Origin of the sequence: Amnibacterium soli (assembly GCF_039544415.1) — a bacterium.
GTDB lineage: Bacteria > Actinomycetota > Actinomycetes > Actinomycetales > Microbacteriaceae > Amnibacterium > Amnibacterium soli.
The window spans coordinates 49,660-70,299 of the sequence record NZ_BAABLP010000001.1 but is presented as its reverse complement, the minus strand read 5'-3'; the positions used below and the strand labels follow the sequence as shown (position 1 = coordinate 70,299).

Genomic DNA, 20,640 nt, shown 5'->3' with positions numbered 1-20,640 from the left:
AGCAGGGCTCGGGCACACTTCAACCCATGTGCCGCCGCTGTCACCTCCGCGAGACCCTCCGATGAGCGCGTTCGACGAGGCCGTCGCCCGGGTGCGCGACGGCGGCGACGCCGCGCAGGAGGCGCGGGCCCTGGTCGAGCTGCTGACCGCCGAGGAGCGGCTCAGCCTGCTCGACGGCGACGAGCCCTTCTGGCGCGGCATGCGCACGATGGTCACCGAGGGCTACAACCACACGCCCTACGTGCACGGCGCGGTGCCGCGCCTCGGCGTCCCGGGGCTGCGCTTCGGCGACGGCCCCCGCGGCGTGGTGCTCGGCAACGCCACCGCGTTCCCCGTCGCGATGGCCCGCGGCGCGACCTGGGACCCGGCCCTGGAGGAGCAGGTCGGCACCGCGATCGGGCTCGAGCTGCGCGCGCTCGGCGGCAACTTCTTCGGCGGCATCTGCATCAACCTGCCGCGGCACCCCGCGTGGGGCCGCATCCAGGAGACCTACGGCGAGGACCCGCTGCTGCTCGGCGACTTCGGCGCCGCGCTGCACCGCGGCGTCGCCCCGAACGCGATGACCACGGTGAAGCACTACGCGTTGAACTCGATGGAGAACGCCCGCTTCACCGTCGACGTCACCGTGGACGAGGACGTGCTGCACGAGGTCTACCTGCCGCACTTCCGCCGCGTCGTCGGCGAGGGCGCGGACGCCGTGATGACCGCCTACAACTCGGTCAACGGCGAGTGGGCGGGCCAGAACCGGCGCCTGATCACCGGGATCCTGCGGGAGGAGTGGGGCTTCCGCGGCATCGCGGTGTCCGACTTCATCTGGGGCCTCCGCGACGCGGTCGCCTCGCTCGTCGCGGGCCTCGACGTCGAGGAGCCGTTCGCGGAGCAGCGCGCGCTCGCCCTGCCCGCCGCGCTCGAGGAGCGGCCCGAGCTGCGGCAGGACGTGGAGGCGGCGGCGGTGCGCATCCTCGCGGTGCAGCTGCGCTTCGCCGCGCGGCAGGTCGCGGACGAGCCCGGCGCCGGCGTCGTGTTCTCCGACGCGCACCGCGCGCTCGCCCGCGAGGCCGCCGCCCGCTCGATGGTCCTGCTCGCGAACGAGCCCGTCGAGGGGCGGCCGGTGCTGCCGCTCGACCGCGGGCTCACCCGCCTCGCGGTGGTCGGCGCGCTCGCCGCGCAGCCGAACACGGGCGACAACGGCTCCTCCGACGTCCGCACGCCGGCGGTGGTGACGCCGCTCGAGGGGCTGCGCGACACGCTCGGCGCGGACCGCGTCGTCAGCGCGGGCGACGATCCGCAGGAGGCCGCGCGGGTGGCCGCGGAGGCGGACGCGGCGGTCGTCGTCGTCGGCTACACGGCGGCCGACGAGGGCGAGTTCATCGACGCCGGCGCCTTCCTCGCGCCCGACCTGGTCGCCACCTACCCGCCGACGGACGGCGACGCGTGGGCCGAGGACTTCCTCGCCGGCGGCTCCACCGAGGGCGGCATCAGCGGCGGCAGCGCCGGCGGCGACCGCACGCGCCTGCGCCTGCCCGCCGCGCAGGTCGAGCTGATCCGCGCCGTGGTCGCCGCGAACCCGCGCACCGTCGTGGTGATCGTGGCCGCCGGCGCCGTGATCACCGAGGAGTGGCGCCACGACGTGCCCGCCGTGCTGCTCGCCTGGTACGCGGGCAGCGAGGGCGGGCACGCCCTCGCCGACGTGCTGCTCGGCGCCGTCGACGCGTCCGGTCGCCTCCCCTTCTCCGTGCCGACGAGCGAGGAGCACCTGCCCGCCTTCGACGCGACGGCGACCGCCGTCACGTACGACCGCTGGTTCGGGCAGCGCCTGCTCGACCGACTGGGCGTGCCGGCGGCGTTCCCGCTCGGCTTCGGCCTCTCCTACTCCTCCTCCGTCTTCCGTGACCTCGCGATCGGGCGCGTCGACGGCGAGACCGCGGAGGTGACCGTGCAGGTCGCGAACACGGGCGACCGCGACGGCCGCACGGTGGTGCAGGTCTACGGCGACCCGCAGGGTGGCGACGGCGCGCTGCCCGCCCGCTGCCTGCTCGGCTGGGCGAGCGTCGCGCTCGCGGCCGGCGAGCAGCGCGAGGTGGCCGTGCCGGTCTCCCTCCGGCCGCTGCAGCGCTGGACCCCGGAGGGCTGGGTACCCGGCTGCGACGCGGTGCTGCTGCGCGCCGCCGCGCACGCGGCGGACGAGAGCGGCCCGACGGCCGTGCTCGACGTGGTGGGAGCGCTGCGCCCGTGACGATCGGCTACCACCGGTCCGCCGCCGCGGACCTCGACCCGGTCGTGCTCTACCGGCTGCTCGAGCTGCGCGTGGCCGTGTTCGTCGTGGAGCAGGAGGCGGCCTACCCCGACGTCGACGGCCGGGACGTCGAGCCGGGCGCCGAGCTGCTGTGGGCGGAGGAGGACGGCACCGTGCTCGCCACCGCTCGGGTGCTGCGCGACCCGGACGCGATGCGGATCGGCCGGGTCGCGACCGCGGCGTCGGCGCGCGGCCGCGGTGTCGCCTCCGCGCTGATGCGCCTCGCCGTCGAGCGCTGCGCGCAGCTCGCGCCCGGGGCGCCGATGGTCCTCGACGCCCAGGAGCACCTGGCCGACTGGTACGCCCGGTTCGGCTTCACGATCGACGGCGAGCGCTTCCACGAGGACGGCATCCCCCACGTGCCCATGCGCCGCGAACCCGGAGGGAGCTGACGATGGACCGCACCCGCTTCTACGAGATCCTCGACACGGCCCGCGAGGGCGTGGAGGACGACGCCCCGAGCGCCGACGCCGACGACCTGCGCACCGCGCTGGAGGGCCTCGACGACGACGAGCTGCTCGGCTTCGCGAGGCGCTTCACGGCGGAGCTGGCGCTGCTCGACCGCTGGTCGGTGCGGGAGGCGGGCTACGTCGTCTCGGGAGGGATGAGCGACGACGGCTTCCGGGCCTTCCGCGCCTGGTTGATCGGGAAGGGCTCCGCGGCCGTCGACGCCGTGCTGGCGGATCCCGAGGACCTGGCGGACCTGCTCACCGCGGACGAGCCGCTCGAGAACGGGGCCCTGGCCTCGGCGGCCGTCGAGGCGGTCGACGAGCGCGGCCTGCCGGACCCGGAGGGCGAGGACGACGCGGCGACGCCCGACGGCGAACCGGCCGGCGAGCCGTTCGACCCCGAGGGCTCGGACGCCCGCCTGCCCCGGCTCGCCGAGGCGCGGGCTCGCTTCAGCGGCTGACGCGCGGGGTCAGCCCTCGAACTGGTCGTCGTCGCCGCCGCTGGCGGTGTCGTCGCGCGGGCCGCTGCCGTCGGGCAGCTGCTCCGGGTCGGGGGCGGTGTCCTGCTGGTCCTTGGCGTCGCTCATGAACCGAGCCTGACCCCGCTCGCTGGGCATCGACCGTCCGGCTGCTGGACGAGCGCCCGGCGGTCTCGCGGATCCGCGAGATCAGCGATCAGCGGATGCGGGTGGGGCGGATCGAGAGCGACTCGACGGTGCCGCCCTTCGGCAGGTCGACCGCGAGCCGCACGGCCGCGGCGACCGAGTCGGGGTCGAGCACGTAGCGCTCGTCGTACTCGAGGCCCTCGCGCCGCACCTTCTCGCGCTGCATGTCGGAGTCGGTGCGGCCCGGGTGGATCGTGCTGACCCGCACCCCGCTGCCCCGCTCCTCCTCCCGCAGCGCGTCCGCGAAGGCGCGCAGCGCGAACTTCGACGCGGCGTACACGCCCCCGCCGGGCGCGCTCGTGAAGCCCGCGCCGCTGTTGATCGGCACGACGAGGCCCTCGGCGGCACGGAGGGCGGGCAGCGCGGCCCGGGTCAGCTCCGCGACCGCGAACAGGTTGACCGCGAACACCCGCTCCCACACCGCCCGCTCCGTGTCGGCGACGCGGCCGCCGTCCTCGACGCCCGCGGAGTGCACGAGCACGTCGAGGCGCGCCGGCAGCGCGGGCACCGGGTCGGCCGCGAGGTCGGCGACGAACGGCTCCGCGGACGGCAGCGCGGCGACCACCGGCGCCACCGCCTCCGCGGTGCGGCCGCCGACGAGCACGTGGTGCGTGCGGCCCAGCTCGAGGGCGACGGCGCGGCCGATGCCGCGGGAGGCGCCGGTGACGAGGGCGACGGGACGGTCCATCCCGCCAGGGTAGGAGGAGCAGACTGGCGCCATGGCCGATTCCACTCTGACCGCAGCGGCCGCCGAGGACGGGGCCGTGCTGGCCCACGTCGAGACGCCGAGCGCGCCGCCGACGCGGGACACCGTGACGGCGACGCTCGCGAACGGCATGACCTGCGACCTGCCCGCCTCCAGCCCGCTCGCGAAGCTGCTGCGGAGGAACCGCACGTGGCAGGGGCCGGACGCGAAGGCGCGGCTGCGCATCCTGCGGAACGCGAAGAGCGTCGCGATCGTCGGCGCGAGCCCCAACCCGGCGCGGTCGAGCTACTTCGTGTCGACCTACCTGCTGTCCTCGAGCCCGTACCGCGTGTACTTCGTGAACCCGCGGGCGACGGAGATCCTGGGCCACCCCGTCTACCCGGACCTCGCCTCGCTGCCGGAGGTGCCGGACGTCGTCGACGTGTTCCGGCGCGGCAGCGACGTGCCCGAGGTGATGGACGACGCACTCGCCGTCGGCGCGAAGACGGTCTGGGTGCAGCTCGGCATCTGGAACGAGGAGGCCGCCTACTACGGCGAGTCGAAGGGCCTCACGGTCGTGATGGACCGCTGCATCAAGATCGAGCACGCGCGCTTCCACGGCGGGCTGCACCTGCTCGGCTTCGACACCGGGCAGATCACCTCCCGCCGCACCCTGCGCTGACGCCGCAGGACGCTGGCGGGGCCGTCCGCTGCTGATCCGACGGTGCGCACCGTCGAAGCAGCAGCGGAGCGCCCCGCCAGCGCCTCAGTAGGCGACGCCGATGTGCCCCGTGCGCTCGTGGCGCTCGATCTCGTCAACGATCGCGAGCGCGAAGTCGGCGCCCGAGACCGCGGACGCGCCCTGCTCGTCGAAGAGGGCGACCGGGCCGCTGATGCGGTAGCGGCCGAGCGCCTCGCCGGGCGCGTAGGAGCCGAAGACCTGCGCGGGGCTGACGAACAGCCAGTCCAGGCCCTCGGGCGCGTGCTGCTCGAGCGCCTCGAGCACGCGGACCATCTCCTCGACCTCGGCCTTGAACGCCTCCGGCACGTCGCCCTCGCTGAAGCGGGGCTCGCCCTCGGCGGGGCGCAGCCCGCTCCACCCGCCGACGACGACGAGTCGTGCGCCCTGCTCGGCGGCGAGGCGCGCGGCGTCGAGCACGAGGCCCTCGAGGCGGCCGGCGAGCTCGCCGCGCGGCGCGAGCGCCTCCACGACGACGTCCTGACCGGCGACGGCGCCCGCGATCGCGCCCTCCTCGGTCATCGAGCCCTGCAGGTAGTGCACGCCCTCGATCGGCGCCTCGGGCGCGTTCCGGCTGTAGGCCGTGACGTGGTGACCGCGCGACGCGGCCTCCCGCACGACGTGTCCTCCGGTGTACCCCGTGCCGCCCAGCACCGCGATGCGCGCCATGTCCTCCGCCTTCCGCTCAGGATGTCGTCGAGCCGCAACCGGGCCGCTGCGAGCGGCATTCCCCGGAACCGGGTCAGCCGGTCGGAGGAGGACCGGATCCACCGCGGGGAGGAGCGCGACGGCTCCCGCGACCGATCCGGCGGCAGGGCGGTGCGCGCCAGGCTCGCACCATGACCGTGCTGCTCGCCGATCCCGTGATCGCCGCCCTCCCCGTCGTCGACTCGGGGGAGGCCCTCGTCCCCGTGCCCGCCGACACCGCCGGCCCCGACGGCGACCGCCCCCTCGTGCGCTCCGGCGTCGCCGCGCGGCTCGCGGTCGCGCAGCTGCTGCTGCCGCCCGGCCGCAGGCTGCGGGTCGTGGAGGGGCACCGGCGCCCCGAGGACCAGCTGGCGATCTGGCGGCGCTACGCCGCCGAGGTCGAGGCCGCCCACCCGTTCGCGCTGCCCGAGGAGCAGCGCCGGCTGACCAGCCGCTTCGTCTCCCCCATCGAGGTCGCGCCGCACGTCGCGGGCGCCGCGGTGGACGTGACGCTCGTCGACCGGCTCGGCCGCCCCGTCGACCTCGGCACCCCGATCGACGCGACGCCGGAGGCGAGCCGCGGCGCCTGCTTCATGGACGCGGCGATCGGCGTCGAGGCGCGGGAGGAGCGCCGGCTGCTCACGCTCGCGATGACGGGCGCCGGCTTCGTGAACTACCCGACAGAGTGGTGGCACTGGAGCCACGGCGACCGGTACTGGGCGTGGTCCGTGCGCGCGGGATCGGCGGTCTACGGCCCGATCGAGGCGCCGGTGCTCGCGCAGGCCGGCCGATGAGCGCGCTGCCGAGGGCCGCCGCCGCACCCGCGACCGTCGCGGGGCCCGCGCTGCACGTGGACTCGACCGCGATCGCCGCGAACGTGCGCCGCGCCGCCGCGGTGAGCGGCGCGGCCGTGATGGCGGTCGTGAAGGCGGACGGCTTCGGCGCCGGCGCTGAAGCCGCCGCGCGCGCCGCCCTCGCCGCCGGCGCGACCTGGATCGGCACCGCGACGCTCGACGAGGCCGTCGCCCTGCGCCGGGCAGGCATCGCGGCACCGCTGCTCTGCTGGCTGCTGCCGGTCGACGCGGCGTGGGAGGCGGCGCTGCGGCTGCGCATCGACGTCGCGATCGCGTCCGTCGCCCACCTGCAGGCCGTCGCCGAGGCGGCGGGGCGCTGCGGCGCGCGCGCCCGCGTGCACCTGCACGTCGACACCGGAATGGCCCGCGACGGCGCCCCGGACCGCAGCGCGCTGATCACCGCCGCCGCGGACGCCGAGCGGCTCGGTCTCGTCGAGGTGGTCGGGGTGATGGGGCACCTGGCCCGGGCGGACGAGCCCGCGGACGCGAGCAACGCGGCGGGCGTCGTCGCGTTCCGCAGCGCCGTCGCGGCGGTCGAGGCGGCCGGGCTGCGACCCGCCGTCCGCCACCTCGCCGCGACGGAGGCGGCCCTGCGGCTGCCGGACGCCGCCTTCGACCTGGTCCGCATCGGCGCCGGACTGGTCGGCATCGGCCCCGGGCTGCGGCCCGCGCTGACGCTCACCGCTCCCGTGGTGCTGACGCGGGTCGTGCCGGCCGGCACGCCCGTCGGGTACGGCCACACCGCCCGCACCGAGCGCGACACCGTGCTCGCGCTGCTGCCGCTCGGCTACGCCGACGGCCTGCCCCGTCGCATCGAGCCCGAGGCCGGGGTGCAGCTCGACGGCCGCCGCTGCCGCGTGCTCGGCCGGGTCTCCATGGATCAGACCGTCGTCGATGCGGGACCGGAGGGGGTCCGCCTCGGCACGACCGCGGTGGTGTTCGGCACCGGCGCCGGCGGCGAGCCGACCGCCGCCGACTGGGCGCGCTGGGCCGGCACGATCGAGCACGACGTCGTCACCGGCATCGGCGCCCGCGTGGCCCGCGTGCTGGACGGCGTGCGATGAGCCGCGTCGCGGTGCTCGGCGGCGGCACCAGCCCCGAGCACGACGTCTCGCTGCGCAGCGCCGCCGCGGTCGCGGACGCCCTCACCGCCGCCGGGCACGACCCGGTCGCGATGACGATCGGCCGGGACGGCGTCTGGGCGGACGGCGGCGGCCCGCTCGGGCGCACGCCCGCCGCCTCCCTCGCCGCGGGCGTCGGCCTGCTCGCGGGCTGCGACGTCGTCTTCCCCGTGCTGCACGGCGCCCCGGGCGAGGACGGCGCGATCGCATCGCTCGCCGACCTGGCAGCGCTGCCCGTCGTCGGGTGCCCCGCCCTCGGCGGCGCGATCGCCATGGACAAGCACGCGACGAAGGCGGTCGCCGCCGCACTCGGCATCGGGGTCGCCGACGGCGTGCTCCTGCTGCCGGGCGACCCGGTGCCGCAGGTGCCGACGCCGGTCGTCGTGAAGCCGACGACCGCCGGGTCGAGCTTCGGCGTCTCCGTGGTGCGCGACCCGGCCGACCTGGCGCCCGCGGTCGCGCTCGCCCGCACCGCCGGCGGCACGGTGCTCGTCGAGTCCTACGTGCGCGGCCGGGAGGTGCAGCTCGCGGTGGTCGAGCGGCGCGACGGCTCCCTGACCGTGCCGCCGCCCGTCGAGTACGGCGTCGCGGAGGGCGAGGTGTTCGACACCTCCCGCAAGTACGACGGCACCGCGGTCGTGCGCTTCCCCGCCGCGGTCGACGAGCCGGTGCTGGCCGCGCTGCGGGAGGCGGCGGTGCGCCTGTTCCGCGCGCTCGGCTGCGGCGGTCTGGCGCGGTTCGACTTCTTCGTGACGGACGACGGCTTCGTGCTGAACGAGGTGAACACCATGCCGGGCATGACTCCGCAGTCCGGCTTCCCGCGGATGTGCGCCGCCGGCGGACTCGACCTGCCGGGCCTCGTCGACGAGCTCGTCGCCGTCGCGCTGCTCAGCTCCGGAACAGGGCCCGTCGGCTCGCGAGCCGCAGCTCCAGCTCCCGCATGACGATCCGCGAGAACCCCTCCAGGGTCGCGACGTCCTCCGCGTCGAAGGTGCGCGGCGCCGTGTCGCACGCCAGGATCCGGCCGATGGAGTGCCCGTCGTGCGTGAGCAGCGGCGCGGCGAGCGCCGACCGCACGTGCGGCTCCCCCGCGACGAACGGATGGCTGCGGAGGCTCGGCACGGCGAGCACGTCGGGGATGTTCCAGGTGCCGAGCCCCTCCGACTCCGCGAACTCGCTCGTCACCGCGCGCGGCAGCTGGGGAAGGCCCACGCCCCGCCGCGACTTGAAGTAGGCGCGCTCCTCGTCGACCACGGCGACGATCGCGACGGGCACGTGCAGGGTGCGGCGCACGAGCTCGGTGACCTCGTCGAACGCGTCCTCGGGCGCGGTGTCGAGCACGTCGTAGCGGCGGGCGGCGGCGATGCGCGCCGACTCGGACCCCTGCCCCTGGTCCTCCCGCCGGCGCACCCGGTCGTCGACGATCCAGTCGAGGAACGCCGGCACGGCCTCGTCCAGCGGCATCCGCGCCCGGCGGTCGCGCGCGGTCATGCCGCGCAGGATCGTCGCGAGCCCCTCGGGCACGGACGCCGGGACCACGGGGTCGCGGTCGAGCCTGGCCATGGCGGAGGCGGTCACGTCGCCCGGGAAGGCGACGGCGCCCGTCAGCGCCTCCAGCAGCACGAGCCCCAGCGAGTACACGTCCGACTCGGGACCCGCGTCCTCCCCCTCCGCCTGCTCCGGGCTGAGGTAGGCGGCCGTGCCGGTGAGGGCGTCGCCGGCCCGGACGCTGCCGATGAGGGAGGAGATCCCGAAGTCGGCGAGCTTGCCGCGGATGCGCTCCTCCCCGGCGTCGGCCGCGTCGAGCAGCACGTTGGCCGGCTTGATGTCGCGGTGGGCGAAGCCCGCCTGGTGCAGGTACGCCAGCCCGCCGCCGAGGTCGGTCCCGAGCCACGCCACCTGCAGCGGGCAGAGGGGCCCGCGCCGCAGCCGCTCGCGCAGGTCGCCGCCGCGCACGTGCTCCATCACCAGGTAGACCTGCGGCCGCTCGGGGTCGGTGACGTCGATGCCGGCGTCGTGCAGCGTCGTCAGCGCCGCGTGGTTCAGCGAGGCGATGAGCTTCGTCTCCGCCTCCTGGACCCGCAGCTCCTCCGGGTCCTCCGCCCGGGCGCGGAACACCTTGACCGCGACCTCGCGGCGGAGCAGGCGGTCGCGGGCGAGGAAGACGCGGGCCGTGCCGCCGCGGCCGATCTCGCGGCCGAGGACGTAGCGCCCGGAGGCGACCTCGGTCGGGCCCGCCGCCCGCCGCTCCCCGACGTCGATCCCCACGGTGTCCGCCTTCGTCCGGTGGGTCCCGGTCGGCCCCACTCGTGCCGCGGTCCCCGCGACCGCCGCAGCGCCAGTATCGACCTCGGCGCGCCCCGGGAACAGGTGTTCGGGAGGTGCTCCCCAGGAAGTCGGGGGCGGTGTCGGAGGGTGCGCGCTCACCCCGCCGCGTCAGACGTGCTGGGGCGTGCGCTTGCGCAGGCGACGCAGCTGCGCGTCGAGCTGGGGCCGCGCCCGGCGCTGCCCGCCGCGCTCGGCGATGGCCCGCTGCAGGGCGACGAGCACGCGCTCGAGCCGCGGCACGTCGGGCTGCCAGCCCCGCCGCTCGCACTCGTCGAGCCACTCCACGAGCGCCCGGTGCCCGCGTTCGCCGTTGCACCGCCGGCAGGCCGCGACCTCGTTCTCGAGCCACGACGGGCCGCCCTTGACCCGCGGGATCACGTGCTCCCGCGTCGCTCGGGTGCGCTCGTCGAACGCGGTGCCGCACCAGACGCAGGTATCGCCGTCCCGCTCCCGTGCGGCGACCATGCGTGCTGCCCGTCCCTGCGCCATCGCCGCCTCCTCCTCGGTGCAACCGCCGGCGGCGCCGCGGACTTCCGCGGTCAGCGCGCGATGAGGGCCCGGCGCGCGGCGAGGCGCAGCTCGAGCTCCCGCATGATCACGGCGGCCAGCTCGGCGAGGTCGCGCAGCTCGTCCGCGTCGAAGTCGCGGCGCACGCGGTCGAAGACGCCGAGCGCGCCGATGGCGAGGCCGTCGTAGGTGACGAGGGGCGCGGCGGCGTAGGAGGTCAGCGCCTCGTCGTGCAGCAGGATCGGGTTGCCCGCGATGCGCGCGTCCGCCCGCACGTCCGGCACCGACACGGCGCGGCCCGTGGCGACCGGGATCGCGCAGAGCGCCTCGTTGCGCGCGACCTCCTGCAGCGCCCCGTCGAGCCCGCGGGCGGAGCGGATGACCTTGCGATCGGCGTCGACCATGGAGACGAAGGCGACCGGTACCCGCAGCAGGCGGGCCGCGAGGTAGGTCACTCGGTGGAACGCCTCGTCGGGGGCGTCGCCCAGCACGTCGAAGCGGTGCACCGCCGTCGCGCGGACCGCCTCGTCGGGCGCGAGCAGCGCGGGGTCGAGCGAGCGCTCGCGGATCAGCTCGGCGATCAGCGCGTTCTGCAGCCCGACCGACACCTCCGGCAGCGTCAGCCGGTCGTCCGGACGCCGCGCGAGCATGCCGCGCAGCACCACGGCGATCGCCTCGGGCACGGTCGGCGGCACGACCGGGTCGCGCTCGAGGCGGGCGGTGGCCGCCTCGATCACCGAGCCGGTGTACTCGACCCGGCCGGTGACCGCCTCGAGCAGCACGAGGCCGAGCGAGTAGACGTCGGTGGCGGGCACCGCGTCGTCCCCCTCCACCTGCTCGGGGCCGAGGTAGGCGGCGGTGCCGGTCGTGAACTCGCCCTGCTCCGAGCCGATGATGCTGGAGATGCCGAAGTCGGTGAGCTTGCCGCGCAGGCGGGTGTCGGCGCCGCGGTCGTCGAGCAGGACGTTCGCCGGCTTGACGTCGCGGTGCAGGTACCCGTGCTCGTGCACGTGGTGCAGCCCCTCGGCGAGGTCGAAGCCGAGGTACGCGACCTGCTTCGCGGGCAGCGGGCCCTGCAGCAGCCGCCGCTTCAGGTCGACGCCCGGCGTGCGCTCCATCACGAGGTAGATCTGCGGCGCCTCCGGCCGGCTCGTGTCGACGCCCGCGTCGAGCAGGGTCACGAGCGCGTGGTGGTTCAGGCGTGCGACCAGCCGCGCCTCCGCCTGCTGCACCCGCAGCTCGGCCTCCGACACCGCCTTCGCCGCGAACACCTTCACCGCGACCTCGCGGCCGAGCAGCGTGTCCGTGGCGGCGTACACGGTCGACGTGCCGCCGCGCCCGATCACCTCGCCGAGCCGGTACCGCTGCGTGATGGCGGGCGGCAGCCGCGGCTCGGGCGATGCGGCTCGGTGCTCGGCGGGCATCGCGGCGAGGCGCTCCTTCGGTCGGCGGACGCGGTCATCCTCCCGAGCCGTGCGGCGGAGCGGGAGAGGACTGCGCGAATCGTCTGCGGCGCTGCGCAGGACGGACGCGGCCCGATCAGGACCGGGCGCGCTGCAGCGTCGCGGAGGGCGCCTCGTCGTAGGCCGCGCGGTAGTGCGCGCCGAACCGGCCGACGTTCGTGTAGCCGAAGCGCCGGGCGACCGCGCTGACCGTCTCGCCCGACTGCCCCTGCGCCAGCGCCGCACGCGCGGCGGCCAGCCGGATGCTGCGGAGGTGCAGCAGCGGGGTCGTGCCGAGGCGGCGCTGGTAGAGCAGCTGCAGCCCGCGCAGGGAGACGCCCGACGCGTGCGCGACGTCGGGGATGCTGAGCGGCTCGCCGAGCCGCCGGCGCATGAGGGACTCGGCGCGGCGCAGCGCCTCGTCGTCGTGGTCGACGTCCGCCTCCTCCGCCTCCGAGAGCTCGAACGCCTCGATCGTCGTCGCGGCGAGGGTGTCGATCATCTGGTCGCGGACGAGGTCCCGCTGGTACAGGTCCGGCGCCTCCAGCACCGTGCCGGCCAGCACCCGGGCGACGCGGTCCCAGAGCACCGCGAGGTCCTTGGAGCGCGGGGTGAGGCGCGGCGCCGCGAGGTGCACGGGCCGGCCGTCGACGCCGAGCAGCCGCTGGATCGAGCTCGAGCCGATGGAGAACAGGTCGAGCACGACCCGGTCCCAGCGCAGCTCGAGGGACCGGCCGTTCGGGATGAGCCCCAGGTCGCCCGCCTCGAGCAGGACCCGCTCGGCGTCGTGCCGCAGCTCGGCCCGGCCCTCGCGGACCGCCACGACCACGAGCTCGGGCGAGGCGCCCGTGCTCAGGCGCACCGCGGTGCCGGCGCTGCGGATCCGGGTGACGCTGACGCCGTCGTCGACGGCGGACACCTGGTCGTAGTCGAGCGCGCCGGACTCGACCGCCACGGTGCCGTTGCCGAGCACCGCCCGCAGCGCCGCCGTCGCCCGATCGGGGTCGGACGCGGTGTCGCGCTGACGCAGCAGGGCTTCGGGCATGCCTCGAACCTAGAGGAGCACGGGGCGCCCGGAGGGGGATGCGCCCGCTCGGCGCGCGCTCAGACCGGGCGGATCGGGCGGACCGCGCCCTCGGCCGAGCCGCCGGTGGCGAGGCGCATGAGGTCGCTGTCGAACTCGATCGCCTCCTCCCCCTGCGCGGCGCTGCCGAACACGCGGTTGTAGTGCGTGCCGGCGTCGCGCATGGCGGACCTCACGCCCGCCTCGAGCAGCACGACCAGCTCGTGCGCGGCGCGGTCGACGCGGTCGGCGAGGCCCGTGCCGCCCCAGTCCTCCTGCGCGGCGAACACGCTCGTCGGCGTCGTCAGCGCGCGCAGGTAGGCGAACAGGGAGCGCAGCTGCTCGTCGGCGACGAGCGCGTGCCGCGAGGTGCCCGCGGTCGCGGCGAGCACGGTCGGCACCGCGATCAGCAGGTCCTGGTCGACGACGTCGAAGAACGACTTCACGAGCCCGCTGACGCCGGCCTTGTAGACGGGGGTGGCGACGATCAGGCCGTCCGCCTCCGCCAGCGTCGCGATCGCTGCGGCGACGGCGGGCGGGGCGAAGCCGGTGACCTGCGCGGACGCGAGCTCGGCGGCGAGGGGCCGCAGCTCGATCACCGAGGCGGTCACCTCGACCCCGGCCCCGGTGGCGCGCTCGAGCACGCGGGCGGTGATGCGGTCGGCCAGCATCCGCGTCGACGACGGGTCGCTGGTGCCGCCGGAGACGACGACGAGCTTCATGGGGTTCCTTCTTCTTTCGTTCTTCCGGAGTTCTGGCGAGCCTCCGGCCGGCCAGAACTCCGTGAAGACGCGGTGGTCAGTCGGTGAGCAGGAGGGCGCAGAGGTCGCGCAGCTGACGCTGCTGCTCGGGGGTGAGGGAGCGCATGCGCTCCTCGACGCTGCGGGCGTGCCGGGCGCCGATCCGCTGCTGGGCGGAGGCGCCCGCATCCGTGAGCTCGACGAGCACGCCGCGCCGGTCGCGCTCGTCGCTGCTGCGCCGCACGAGGCCGCGCTGCTCCAGGCGCTCGACGAGGCGGGACAGGGCGGGCTGGCTCAGCAGGACCTGCTTCGTCAGCTCGCTCTGCCGCAGGGCGCAGCCCGCCTTCTTCAGCGCGTAGAGCACGTCGTACTCGTTGAGCGTCAGCTCGTCCCACATCCGCTCGGCCGCGAAGCCCCGCATCACCGAGACCTGGGCGGAGAGCAGCGCCTCCCAGGACTCGTTGGCGAGCCGGATGTCGCGGCCGTCGGCGGCGGGCGCCATGCTCAGGCGGCCTCGGTCGTCTCGGTGTCCTGGTAGGGCGAGCCGCCGGTCACGTTGTCGCCGCGGTTGGCGTTCGGCCGCGGCTGCCGGGGCTCGGCGTCGCCGTACTTCGCCCGCACGAGGGAGGCGTGGGTGGGTGCGTCGGGCACGTGGGCCGGGCGCAGGGCGTCGAGCTCGCGGCGCAGCACCGGCACGACCTCGCCGCCGAGCAGCTCGAGCTGCTCCAGCACGATCTCGAGCGGCAGGCCGGCGTGGTCGATGAGGAACAGCTGGCGCTGGTAGTCGCCGAACGTCTCGCGGAAGGTCAGCGTCTTGTCGATGACCTCCTGCGGGCTGCCGACCGACAGCGGCGTCTGCCGCGCGAAGTCCTCCATGCGCGGGCCGTTGCCGTACACGGGCGCCTCGTCGAAGTACGGGCGGAACCGGTCGTGGGCCTGCTGGGACGTCTTCGCGATGAAGGCCTGGCCGCCGAGGCCGACGATCGCCTGGTCGCGGGTGCCGTGGCCGTGGTGCTCGAAGCGCGTCCGGTAGAAGTCGATGAGGCGCTTGCTGTGCTCCGACGGCCAGAAGATGTGGTTCGCGAAGAAGCCGTCGCCGTAGTACGCGGCCTGCTCTGCGATCTCGGGCGTGCGGATCGAGCCGTGCCAGACGAACGGGGGCACGTCGTCGAGCGGGCGCGGGGTGGAGGTGAAGCCCTGCAGCGGGGTGCGGTAGCGGCCCTGCCAGTCCACGACGTCCTCCCGCCACAGGCGGTGGAGCAGGTTGTAGTGCTCGAGCGCGAGGGGCAGGCCCTGGCGGATGTCCTGCCCGAACCACGGGTAGACCGGTGCCGTGTTGCCGCGGCCGAGCATCAGGTCCATGCGGCCGCCGGAGACGTGCTGCAGCATCGCGTACTCCTCGGCGAGGCGCACCGGGTCGTTCGTGGTGATCAGCGTCGTCGAGGTCGAGACGAGGAGGCGCTCGGTCTGCGCCGCGACGGCCGCGAGCAGCGTCGTGGGCGACGAGGACATGAAGGGCGGGTTGTGGTGCTCGCCGAACGCGAAGACGTCGAGACCGACCTCCTCCGTCTTGCGCGCGATGGCCATGACGGCCTTGATCCGCTCGGCCTCGCTCGGCGTCTCCCCCGTCACCGGGTTCCGCGTCACGTCGCCGACCGAGAACACTCCGAACTGCATCCGAACCAACTCCTCCTGGTGGGCAGCGTGCCCGAATCCATGCAATCGCATACAACTCGCGGTGTCCAGCAGTATTCCGGCGAGTCGTGCCCCGGCGCGGCTCCGCCCCGCGATCAGGCGGCGGGGACCGGGTACCGGAAGGTCGGGTAGGTCCGCGGCGCCGTCGCGTCCGGGCCGCCGCCGGTGGTGAAGCCGACGACCAGGAAGGCGGCGCCGCTCGGGTCGACGACGACCGTGGCGCCCTCGGGCTCCATGCGGCCGCCCGGGTAGCCGCCGTCCGCCTGCCGCAGGAGGGCCGAGGCGTCGATCGGCGCACCGACCACGGCGCCGGTGGTCCAGCTCCACTCCGTGATCAGCGCGGGGTCCCCGCCGACCGTGTCGCTGGACGCGCCCGTGTAGAAGAAGAACCGGTCGCCGACCGTCGCGAACCCCTGGTGCGTCGGCGGCCGGTCCGTGGTGGGCGCCGCACCGGTCGGTCGGGAGAGGTCCCCCGCGGCGAAGTCCGACCACGTGTGCCGGGTGTACTCGGGGCCGCCGCCGCCCTGGTGGCGCACCGTCACCGCGCCCGTCGTGGGGTCCGCGCAGGGATCGAGCGGGTAGCCCAGCCCCGCGACGACGGGGGCCGCGGCCGTGCGCGCGGCGACGCCGGGCGCGTACGGGATCCGCACCACGTCGTACAGGCGCCCGCTCGCGTCGGGCGCGAACCAGCACGAGTACACGACCCGCACGCCGCCCTCGAGGCGCACGATCAGGCCCATCCCGTGTCCCGCGTCCGGCAGCACCATCGCGTCGAGGAACCGGCCGTCGGCCGCCAGCCGCGAGACGACGATGTCGCCCACGTCCAGCCCGGCCGGGTCGAGGAGGCCGCTCGTCCCCCGCTTCGCCTGCGTGGTGAACCACTCGCCCGTGCCGGGCAGCAGCAGGAGGCTCTGCAGCGCCCACCCGCCGCGGGGCCCCAGCGCGACACCGGGGACCGGCGCGCCCAGCGGCGGCGGGGGCGGCAGCGGAGGAGCGGTCGGCACCGGCGCCGCGGACACCGGGGCGATCGGCGCGGCGGCCGTCGCCGTCGGCGCCGGGAGCGCGCGGTGCTCCGCGCCCAGCGCGCGGACGCCCACCGCCGCGCTCGCGGCGAGCGCCGCCAGCAGGCCGCCCCCGGCGAGCACCGTGCGCCGGGACGGGCCGGAGGGGCGCGGCTCGCCTCCTTCGCTCATGGCCAGCACGGTAGCCGGAGGCCGCGCGGACGGCGGCGGGTCACGCCGCGGGGCCGCGTCCTCGCAGGTCTCAAGCCGGTCCGGCCCGACCGGGGCGGCCCCGGTCGCCCGCAGCGGGCCGCGCACGACCGTCGGGAAGTGCACGTCCCGACGTCAGGGCCGGGCGTCCGCCTCCGCGCGCCCGACGCGGGCCAGCGACCGGTCGGCGACGACGAGCACGACGAGCAGCACGCAGGCGCCGAGCATGAACAGCGCGAGCTCGTGCAGGCCGCCCGTGTCGGCGCGTCGGCCGAAGAAGCCCGCGCTCGCGGTCGACGCGAGGATCGCACCCAGGTACATGAAGGTGCGCAGCAGGCCCGCGGAGGCGCCGACGCGGCTCCCGTCCGCCTGGAAGTAGAGCGCGTTCTGGTTGGCGAGGTTCAGCAGGCCCTGCGGCAGGCCGATGAGCGCCGCGAGCACGACGAGCAGCCAGACCGGCGACGAGCCGGTCACGACGAGCAGCCCGGCGCAGACCACGACCTGCACGACCCCGCCGACGAGCAGCTTCGCCCGCACCTCCGGCCGCCGCCCGGTGGTGACCGACACGAGGATGCCGACGAGGAAGGTGGACAGCAGCACCAGGCCGGCGCCCGAGGCGGAGAGCCCGCGCCCGTCCTCCAGCCACTGCGTGAACCCGTAGAGGTAGCCGTACGAGACCGTCGCGGCGAGCAGCGACCGCGCGTAGGTCGCGAGGATCGGCCGGTTGCCGGCGAACACCCGCACGTCGATGAAGGGGTCTGCGGCGCGGCGCTCCCGCAGCGCGAAGCCGGCGGCGAGCACGGCCGCGAGGCCGAGCAGCCACGCCGTGGCGACGTGCGGCGCCATCAGGAACAGCAGCAGGGCCACCAGCGTCGCCGCGAAGAGCCCCACCCCCGCCCAGTCGAGCCGCGCGAGCCGGCGCCACGCCTCCGGCACGGCCTCGTCGCGGGGCAGCACGAGCAGGCCGAGCAGCACGCCGGCGACCGCGAGCGGCACGTTGATCGCGAAGGTCGCGCGCCAGCCGCCGAGGTCGACGAGCACCCCGCCGAGCGTCGGCCCGACGACCGCGACGGTCTGGGTCGCGATCGCGAGGGCGGTCAGCACGGCCGCGGGACTCTCCTGCCCGGTCCGCTGCGCCTCCCGGCGGATCAGCACCATGGAGGCGGGGTAGCCGGAGCAGGTGCCGAAGCCGAGCACCACCCGCGCGACGACGAGCACGGCGATCGAGGGCGCGAGCAGCCCGATGACGCCGGCGATCCCGGTCAGCACGGTGCCGGCGAGGAAGAGGCGGCGCGGGCCGAACACGTCCACGAGCCGCCCGACGAGCGGCTGCCCGATGGCCGTGGCGACGTAGAGCGAGGACACGAGCCACGCCGTCTCCGCGGCCGGGACGCCGAACGCGACGGCGATCGGCACGAGCGCCACCGCGATGATCGACGAGTTGATCGGGTTGAGGATCGACCCGAGGATCATCGGGGCGAGCAGCCGCCGGTCGAACCGGTCGACCGGCGCCGCGTGCGTCGTCATCGCTCGGTGAGCCGCTGCAGCAGCGCGGCCGCCTCGAGCACGGTGGCGAGCTCGCCGTCATCGAGCCGCTCGCGGAGGGTCCGGGCCAGCCACTCCTGCCGCGCGGCCCGGTCGCCGCGGAAGCGCGCCTCCCCCGCCGGCGTCATGCGCAGGATGGCGCGCCGCCCGTCGGCCGGGTCGACCGACCGCTCCACGAGGCCGTCGCGCTCGAGGGCGGCGACGGTCGCGGCCATGGACTGCGGGCGCACCCCGTCCATCGCGGCGAGCGCGGCGGCGGTGTCGGCCTCGCCCTTCGCGATGCGGGCGAGCGCGGACGACTGGGAGGCGGACAGCCCGCCCTCGTTCGCCACCAGACGGAGGCGGCGCCACAGCCGGCCGACGGCGACGCGCACCTCGTGCGCGGTGCGGGCGGCGAGGTCCTCGGACTCCGGATCGGTCACAGATGCACAGCCTAGACTGTCGATCATGACCGGGTCGAGCACCGTCCTCCTCCTCATGGACCTGCAGCGGAACATCGTCGAGCGGTACCCGTCGGCGGCCGTGCTCGAGCGCGCCGCAGCGGCCGCCGACGCCGCCCGCGCAGCCGGGATCCCCGTCGTGCACGTGCGCGTGGCCTTCCGGGAGGGCGCTCCGGAGGTCGCCGAGTCGAACCGCCGGTTCGCCCCGGCGAAGGCGCGGGCGACGGGCGGCGAGCACGCGCCCGAGGTGCAGATCGCGGACGCCGTCGCCCCGCACCCCGGCGAGCCGGTGGTCGTGAAGCGCCGGGTGAGCGCGTTCGCGGGCAGCGACCTGGCCGTGCTGCTCCGGGCGCTGCGGGCCGAGCGGCTCGTGCTCGCCGGCATCGCGACGAGCGGCGTGGTGCTGTCCACGTACATCGAGGCCGCGGACCTCGACTTCGACCTCGTGGTGCTCTCGGACGCGTGCGCGGACGCCGACCCCGAGGTGCACCGCGTGCTGCTCGAGAAGGTCTTCCCGAAGCAGGCCGCCGTGCTGACCGCGGAGGAATGGGCGGCGTCCGCCGCCTAGGACAGGATGGGGGCATGGTGACCCCGATCGAGGACACGGTGCCCGAGGTGTCCGAGGACGTCGACGCGGACGAGCTCGCGGAGATCGTCGACGAGCTCGCGACGATGAACAGCGACGACTGGTCGACGATCGCCGAGAACGGGGTCGCCGCCGCCGCGCAGCTCGAGTTCGCGTTCTCCGCGGTGCACGAGGACGCGGCGACCGACCTGCTCGAGGGCGTCCGCGACGACCTCGGCTACGCCGCCACCGCGACCGAGCCGCAGGGCGAGCTCGACGACGGGGTCGTGCGCGGCACCACCTCCGAGGTGTCCGTCACGAAGGAGGGGCTCGAGGAGTGGGTGCGGCGGATCGCCGCGTACGGGCTTGACCACGAGGGGGCCGTGCTCGACGGCTGGGCCGTCCTGCTCGACTGACGCGATGCCGCCCGCGCCCGGTCCCGACGACGTGGTCGCCGCCCGCTGCACCGCCCAGCTGCTGAGCGGGCCGCCGGCGACGACCGCGGAGGACGCGGTGCGCCGCGTCCTCGCCGTGCAGGGGCAGGATCCGCGGGGGTTCCGGCTCGCCGTCCGCGCGCGAACCTCCGGCGTCGTGGCCGCGGACGTCGACGCGGCGCTGACCGGGCCGCGCAGCCTCGTCGTCTCCTGGCTGAACCGCGGCACCCTGCACCTCGTGACCGCCGAGGACTTCTGGTGGCTGCACGACCTGACCACCCCGCAGCTTGCCGCCGAGTCCGCGCGACGGCTGCAGCAGGAGGGGGTCGACCCCGTGCTCGCGGAGCGGGGGATCGAGACGGTGGTGGCGGCGATCACGGAGCACGGGCCGCGGACCCGGGAGGAGCTGCGGGCCGCGCTCGACGCGGCCGGCGTGCCGACCGCCGGGCAGGCGCTCGTGCACGTGCTGCTCGCCGCGACGCTGCGGCACCGCCTGATCCGCGGCCCGGTGCGCGACCGCGAGCACTGCATGGTCCTCGCGGAGCACTGGCTCGGGCCCGCCCCCGAGCCGCTCGACCGCGCGGCGGCGCTGGAGCGGCTGGCGCGCCGCTACCTCGCCGGCCACGGCCCGGCCGCGGACCGCGACCTGGCGATGTGGGCGAAGCTGCCCCTCCGCGACGCCCGCGCCGGGCTCGCGGCGATCGCGGACGAGACGGTGCCCGCCGGCGACGGCCTCGTCGACCTGGCCGAGCGGGCTCCGGTGCAGCCCGCGCCGACCCGCCTGCTCGGCAACTTCGACCCGGTGCTGCACGGCTGGGTGTCGCGGCAGCCGGTGCTCGGCGCGCACGACCCCGACGTCGTGCTCGGCGGCGTCTTCCGCTCGTTCGCGATGGCGGAGGGGCGCGCGGTCGCGCTCTGGCGCATCGCCGGGGACCGGGTGCGCATCGCGCCCTTCGAGCCGCTCGCCGCCCGGGCCGAGCGCGTGCTGCTCGCCGACGCGGAGGCGGTGGCCGGCTACCTGGGCCTGCCGGCGAAGGCGCCGGTGCTCGAGGCGGCGGGCTGAGAGGTGCGCCCGAGGTCGCGCGGTTACCGTCCGGCGGTGGGGACCGAGGAGCACGAGCGACGGCGCACCAGGGTGCGGGCGGCGGTGCTGCCGGGGTCCAACCTCCCGGCC

22 protein-coding genes are annotated in these 20,640 nt (G+C 75.9%); 10 read left to right on the top strand and 12 right to left on the bottom strand.

Going from position 1 to position 20,640, the window contains the following annotated elements; translation table 11 throughout:
• The first annotated feature begins 61 nt into the window (after nt 1-61).
• The 3 genes from ABEA53_RS00360 to ABEA53_RS00350 are packed head-to-tail and all read left to right on the top strand — an operon-like array spanning nt 62 to nt 3,206.
• Nucleotides 62-2,236 (top strand): glycoside hydrolase family 3 protein, encoded by a 2,175-nt coding sequence (locus tag ABEA53_RS00360; RefSeq protein WP_345478903.1) that lies wholly within the window; start codon nt 62-64, stop codon nt 2,234-2,236.
• Nucleotides 2,233-2,688: a GNAT family N-acetyltransferase gene (locus tag ABEA53_RS00355; protein WP_345478902.1), complete on the top strand. Its 456-nt coding sequence runs from the start codon at nt 2,233-2,235 to the stop codon at nt 2,686-2,688. Before ABEA53_RS00360 ends, ABEA53_RS00355 begins: the two co-directional genes overlap by 4 nt.
• A gap of 2 nt (nt 2,689-2,690) precedes the next feature.
• Nucleotides 2,691-3,206, top strand: a complete 516-nt coding sequence (locus tag ABEA53_RS00350; protein WP_345478901.1) for a DUF4240 domain-containing protein — start codon at nt 2,691-2,693, stop codon at nt 3,204-3,206.
• Nucleotides 3,207-3,420: 214 nt separating this feature from the next.
• Here the strand turns inward: ABEA53_RS00350 and ABEA53_RS00345 are convergent, their stop codons facing one another.
• Nucleotides 3,421-4,098: an SDR family oxidoreductase gene (locus tag ABEA53_RS00345; RefSeq protein ID WP_345478900.1), complete on the bottom strand. Its 678-nt coding sequence runs from the start codon at nt 4,096-4,098 to the stop codon at nt 3,421-3,423.
• A 148-nt stretch (nt 4,099-4,246) separates the two neighbouring features.
• Between ABEA53_RS00345 and ABEA53_RS00340 the strand changes: the two genes are divergently transcribed.
• Nucleotides 4,247-4,777, top strand: coding sequence for a CoA-binding protein (locus ABEA53_RS00340; protein WP_345479649.1), 531 nt, complete (start codon nt 4,247-4,249; stop codon nt 4,775-4,777).
• Nucleotides 4,778-4,861: 84 nt separating this feature from the next.
• Here the strand turns inward: ABEA53_RS00340 and ABEA53_RS00335 are convergent, their stop codons facing one another.
• Nucleotides 4,862-5,503, bottom strand: coding sequence for an NAD(P)-dependent oxidoreductase (locus ABEA53_RS00335; RefSeq protein WP_345478899.1), 642 nt, complete (start codon nt 5,501-5,503; stop codon nt 4,862-4,864).
• A 170-nt stretch (nt 5,504-5,673) separates the two neighbouring features.
• Between ABEA53_RS00335 and ABEA53_RS00330 the strand changes: the two genes are divergently transcribed.
• From ABEA53_RS00330 to ABEA53_RS00320, 3 genes are read left to right on the top strand one after another with little or no spacing between them, the layout of a single operon-like run.
• Nucleotides 5,674-6,315, top strand: coding sequence for a M15 family metallopeptidase (locus ABEA53_RS00330; RefSeq protein ID WP_345478898.1), 642 nt, complete (start codon nt 5,674-5,676; stop codon nt 6,313-6,315).
• Nucleotides 6,312-7,439, top strand: a complete 1,128-nt coding sequence (gene alr / locus ABEA53_RS00325; RefSeq protein ID WP_345478897.1) for an alanine racemase — start codon at nt 6,312-6,314, stop codon at nt 7,437-7,439. The genes ABEA53_RS00330 and alr overlap by 4 nt, the downstream gene beginning before the upstream one ends.
• Nucleotides 7,436-8,440 carry a D-alanine--D-alanine ligase family protein gene (locus tag ABEA53_RS00320; RefSeq protein ID WP_345478896.1) on the top strand — a complete coding sequence of 335 codons (1,005 nt, stop codon included), beginning with the start codon at nt 7,436-7,438 and terminating at the stop codon, nt 8,438-8,440. The genes alr and ABEA53_RS00320 overlap by 4 nt, the downstream gene beginning before the upstream one ends.
• Here ABEA53_RS00320 and ABEA53_RS00315 read toward each other — a convergent pair.
• The 10 genes from ABEA53_RS00315 to ABEA53_RS00270 all read right to left on the bottom strand — a co-directional run bounded on the left by ABEA53_RS00315 (nt 8,385) and on the right by ABEA53_RS00270 (nt 18,449).
• Nucleotides 8,385-9,764, bottom strand: coding sequence for a protein kinase domain-containing protein (locus ABEA53_RS00315; RefSeq protein ID WP_345478895.1), 1,380 nt, complete (start codon nt 9,762-9,764; stop codon nt 8,385-8,387). The genes ABEA53_RS00320 and ABEA53_RS00315 overlap by 56 nt on opposite strands.
• Before the next feature lie 168 nt (nt 9,765-9,932).
• A complete protein-coding gene (locus ABEA53_RS00310) occupies nt 9,933-10,313 on the bottom strand; it encodes an HNH endonuclease (RefSeq protein WP_345478894.1) in 381 nt (126 codons plus the stop codon).
• Between the two features lie 50 nt (nt 10,314-10,363).
• On the bottom strand, nt 10,364-11,755 hold the full coding sequence (locus tag ABEA53_RS00305; protein WP_345478893.1) for a protein kinase domain-containing protein: 1,392 nt from the start codon (nt 11,753-11,755) through the stop codon (nt 10,364-10,366).
• 115 nt (nt 11,756-11,870) lie between these two features.
• Nucleotides 11,871-12,818 (bottom strand): helix-turn-helix domain-containing protein, encoded by a 948-nt coding sequence (locus ABEA53_RS00300; RefSeq protein ID WP_345478891.1) that lies wholly within the window; start codon nt 12,816-12,818, stop codon nt 11,871-11,873.
• A 59-nt stretch (nt 12,819-12,877) separates the two neighbouring features.
• Nucleotides 12,878-13,558, bottom strand: a complete 681-nt coding sequence (locus ABEA53_RS00295) for a CE1759 family FMN reductase (RefSeq protein ID WP_345478889.1) — start codon at nt 13,556-13,558, stop codon at nt 12,878-12,880.
• A gap of 76 nt (nt 13,559-13,634) precedes the next feature.
• Nucleotides 13,635-14,078 (bottom strand): MarR family winged helix-turn-helix transcriptional regulator, encoded by a 444-nt coding sequence (locus tag ABEA53_RS00290; protein ID WP_345478888.1) that lies wholly within the window; start codon nt 14,076-14,078, stop codon nt 13,635-13,637.
• A gap of 2 nt (nt 14,079-14,080) precedes the next feature.
• The gene (locus tag ABEA53_RS00285; RefSeq protein ID WP_345478887.1) at nt 14,081-15,253 is read right to left on the bottom strand and encodes an LLM class flavin-dependent oxidoreductase; all 1,173 of its coding nucleotides are present in this window, start codon (nt 15,251-15,253) and stop codon (nt 14,081-14,083) included.
• 113 nt (nt 15,254-15,366) lie between these two features.
• Nucleotides 15,367-16,464, bottom strand: a complete 1,098-nt coding sequence (locus ABEA53_RS00280; protein ID WP_345478886.1) for a hypothetical protein — start codon at nt 16,462-16,464, stop codon at nt 15,367-15,369.
• 153 nt (nt 16,465-16,617) lie between these two features.
• Nucleotides 16,618-18,009 (bottom strand): MFS transporter, encoded by a 1,392-nt coding sequence (locus ABEA53_RS00275; protein WP_345478885.1) that lies wholly within the window; start codon nt 18,007-18,009, stop codon nt 16,618-16,620.
• Entirely contained in the window at nt 18,006-18,449 is a 444-nt protein-coding gene (locus ABEA53_RS00270) for a MarR family winged helix-turn-helix transcriptional regulator (protein ID WP_345478884.1), read from the bottom strand. Before ABEA53_RS00270 ends, ABEA53_RS00275 begins: the two co-directional genes overlap by 4 nt.
• A 25-nt stretch (nt 18,450-18,474) precedes the next feature.
• Here ABEA53_RS00270 and ABEA53_RS00265 point away from each other — a divergent pair, with 25 nt between their 5' ends.
• The 3 genes from ABEA53_RS00265 to ABEA53_RS00255 are packed head-to-tail and all read left to right on the top strand — an operon-like array spanning nt 18,475 to nt 20,529.
• Entirely contained in the window at nt 18,475-19,035 is a 561-nt protein-coding gene (locus ABEA53_RS00265; protein WP_345478883.1) for a cysteine hydrolase family protein, read from the top strand.
• A 14-nt stretch (nt 19,036-19,049) separates the two neighbouring features.
• A complete protein-coding gene (locus ABEA53_RS00260) occupies nt 19,050-19,448 on the top strand; it encodes a hypothetical protein (RefSeq protein WP_345478882.1) in 399 nt (132 codons plus the stop codon).
• Between the two features lie 4 nt (nt 19,449-19,452).
• Nucleotides 19,453-20,529, top strand: coding sequence for a winged helix DNA-binding domain-containing protein (locus tag ABEA53_RS00255; RefSeq protein WP_345478881.1), 1,077 nt, complete (start codon nt 19,453-19,455; stop codon nt 20,527-20,529).
• Nucleotides 20,530-20,640 lie beyond the last annotated feature (111 nt).